The sequence below is a fragment of the Thermococcus sp. genome (assembly GCF_027066465.1).
In the GTDB taxonomy this organism is placed as follows: domain Archaea; phylum Methanobacteriota_B; class Thermococci; order Thermococcales; family Thermococcaceae; genus Thermococcus.
In genome coordinates this window covers 1-3,426 of sequence record NZ_JAMONU010000043.1, presented here as the reverse complement: position 1 = coordinate 3,426, position 3,426 = coordinate 1, and the positions used below count along the sequence as shown (strand labels likewise).

Below are 3,426 nucleotides of genomic sequence, written 5' to 3'. Positions count from 1 at the left end.
GTCGGAGGGTAATTTACTATTCCTCTCTCATAAATTTTCAGAAGAACACTTAGAGGGAAAATCATGAAGAAGAAACTCGTCGTTATCGGGGTGCTTGCGGTCCTCTTAATTTTCGGCTATGCAACAAGGGAAGAAACCAATGGAAATCATAACACTACCACAGTTTTTCAAACAACATCTCCAGTGGAGAACATTACACAACCAGAGAATATTACACAAACAGCAGGGGAAAGAGTACCATCGGTTAACGAAATCCTTGTTAAACTGGGCTCCCATGAATCCTTCTGCTGGTCAATGAATGGAACGTCGCTTTCAGTCTTTAACATTCCCACCGAGAGTTTAAAGGCCTGCATAAACTACTCAAACGGCTCCGCCCTTTACTGGATTAACACAACGGACGGGAGAAGCTTTCCGTATGTGGCAAACTCCACTTTGGATAACCTCGATTGGTCAGTAATTACTCACACTTATTCTCCAGAACTCAATATCATAAACTTTCTCTCGTGGGTTTTGGAAAACGGGAACGTCACATGTGTCAAAAGAACAGGAAATCACTATGAGTTCTGCATATCCCTAAAATACGAGGAGGAATCCAACGCTGGGACAATTGAGAACCCGTACCTCGTGAGGGTCACTGAAACGTGGAACGTTACACTGATTGCTAACGCCGATGGAAATCCAATCGGGGGACACTTCGTGGGGAGAAGTCGTGGCCCCTCCAACGTTGTGAGTGCCAACTGGTTCAAGGAGGGAAACTTTACGCTCCTCGGTGAATGGAGACAATGAACATCTCCGTCCATCCAAATCCTGTCCTGCCCTGTCCTTTTTTCTAATGCCCCGAAGAGTTCTTTCCTCGCCTCTTCGCCAAACTAAAGGTTAAGGAAAGCTTTAAAACACCCAAAACCCTTTCTCAAGTTAAATCGAGGTGAAGGTTATGAAGACGAAGGTGGCCATAATAGGGGCAGGAATTAGCGGGGCGAGCATAGCGAGGGTTCTCAGCAGGTACGAGAACCTCGAGGTTCATCTGATAGAAAAAGCTCCTGATGTTGGCTGGGGGGTGAGCAAGGCCAACACGGCTTTGATTCACGGCGGCTACGATGACGACCCCGAGAAGTACCCGACGAGGGCCAGGCTGTGCATAAGGGGAAACCGGCTCTGGCACCAGTGGGTCAAGGAGCTTGAGATTCCGCACGTCTGGAACGGGGCATTGATAGTTGCCCTCAAAGATGAGGACTTCGACGAGCTTGAGAGACTCTTGGAGCGCGGAAGGAAGAACGGCGTTCCGGAGATGAGAATCGTCGATAGGGATGAGCTGTTCCACCTTGAACCCAACCTCACAAGGGAAGCGATTGGAGCTTTATGGGTTCCAATAGTGGGCCAGATTGGGCCGATTCCGGCCGTTATTGCGATAACCGAGAACGCCGTTGCGAACGGCGTGAAGACGCACCTCGAGACGGAAGTTACGGGGATAAAGGTCGAGAACGGCGAGGTCAGGGGCGTTGAGACGAAGAACGGCTTCATCGAGGCGGACATCGTTATCAATGCAGCTGGCCTTTACGCGGACAGAATAGCCAAAATGGCCGGCATAGACTACTTCGAAATCCACCCGAGGAAAGGTGAGTACTGGATTTTTGACGACGACGTTCCCGGACCGAAGCGCGTCCTCTTCCCGACGCCGACGCCGATAAGCAAGGGAATAGTTGTGACAACCGAGATTTCCGGCCATCTGATGATAGGGCCGAACGCTCAGGATTTACCGCCTGAGGAGAAGGAGAACCTCGCCACCACGAGGGAGGGCCTTGAGCAGGTCTGGGAAGGGGCCAAGAAGCTCTGGCCGCAGCTGCCCCCGAGGAGCAAGGTAATCAGAACCTTCGCCGGTCTAAGGCCCGAGCCGACGGGAGGAGACTTCATAATCAAGGCGGAGGAAGAGGTCTGGGGCTTCATAAACGTCGCTGGAATACGCTCACCCGGCCTGACGAGCGCCCCGGCGATAGCCTACGAGGTTGCCGAGATAATCGAGCGCGACCTTGGAATCGAGCTGAAGGAAAAGGAGAAGTGGAACCCCTACAGGAAGGAAATCAGCCACTTCTTCATGATGACGCCCGAGCAGGTGAACGAAGCCGTGAAGAAGAACCCCGCCTACGGAAAGATAGTGTGCCGCTGTAACTCCGTCAGCGAGGGCGACATCCTTGAGGCCATAGAGAGGATGAAGTTCATAGGCGTTAAAACGCCGAGCGTTGATTCCGTCAAGTTCAGAACCAAAGCCACAACCGGAACCTGCCAGGGAAGCTTCTGCAGGCCGAAGATTGTCCAGCTTCTTGCTAAGGAATACGAAGTGGAGCCGTGGGAGGTCACGCTGAAGGGTAAGGGAAGCGAGATTGGAATAGGGGACGTCAAGGTTCTCCTCAGGGGGGACGCCTGATGTTCCCGAGGATTCCGATGCTGAGCTACGACGTCGTTGTGGTCGGTGGCGGTCCGGCTGGAATGGCGGCCGCGATTAGGGCCAAAGAACTCGGACTGAAGGTTTTGCTCCTCGACGAGAACGACTACCTCGGAGGAATACTCCCCCAGTGCATTCACCCCGGCTTCGGCCTGCACTACTACAGAGAAGAGCTGACAGGGCCCGAGTTTGCGGCAAGGCTTGCGAAGAGGCTGGTCGAGCTTGGGGTGGAGTACAGAACGGCCGCGAGGGTTCTTGAGATTAAAAACTACTCCGACCTCGAGAAGGTCGTAATCTTCACCTCACCGAGCGGGGCTTATCAGGTTTGGGCGAAGGCAGTAATATACGCCGCAGGAGCGAGGGAGAGGCACGCCTTCGAGATTGGAATCGTCGGCGACAGGGTTTCGGGAATCTACACGGCAGGAGAGGCCCAGACGCTGATGGACATCTACGGGATAATGCCCGGCAAGGAGATAGTCATCGTGGGTTCCGGCGACGTTGGCTTGATAATGGCGCGCCGGTTCGCCCTTGAAGGCGCGAAGGTTAAGGCCGTTGTCGAGCTGATGCCCTATCCAGGGGGACTTGCCAGGAACATCATGATTCTCAGGGACTTCAACATACCCCTCTACCTCAGCCACAAGGTCGTGGAAGTCCGCGGAAAGGGCCGCGTTGAGAGAGTGAAGGTCGTCAGGGTTGATGAGAACCTCAACGAAATCCCCGGAAGCGAGTTCTGGATTGAGGCGGATACGTTGATAATATCGGCCGGCCTCGTCCCGAGCGTTAAAAAATTGAAGAAGATAGGCGTCGAGATTGACCCCTCAACTGGCGGGCCGGTCGTGAACGACAGGCAGGAAACCAGCGTCCCGGGGATATTCGTCGCCGGGAACTCGCTCCTGATAAACGACCTCGTTGACTACGTCGCGGAGCAGGGCGAGCTGGCAGCGGAGGGAGCCAAAGAGTTCATCGAGAACGGGGGAATCGAGAGC

At 53.9% G+C, this 3,426-nt stretch carries 3 protein-coding genes; all 3 read left to right on the top strand.

The window, feature by feature from the left end; all coding sequences use genetic code 11:
* The first annotated feature begins 63 nt into the window (after positions 1–63).
* Positions 64–786, top strand: a complete 723-nt coding sequence (locus MVK46_RS01900) for a hypothetical protein (RefSeq protein ID WP_297534857.1) — start codon at positions 64–66, stop codon at positions 784–786.
* A 148-nt stretch (positions 787–934) separates the two neighbouring features.
* Positions 935–2,422 (top strand): NAD(P)/FAD-dependent oxidoreductase, encoded by a 1,488-nt coding sequence (locus MVK46_RS01895; RefSeq protein WP_297534855.1) that lies wholly within the window; start codon positions 935–937, stop codon positions 2,420–2,422.
* Positions 2,422–3,426: FAD-dependent oxidoreductase (locus MVK46_RS01890; RefSeq protein WP_297534853.1), on the top strand; the 1,005-nt coding region annotated here is incomplete at its 3' end. The genes MVK46_RS01895 and MVK46_RS01890, both read left to right, overlap by 1 nt.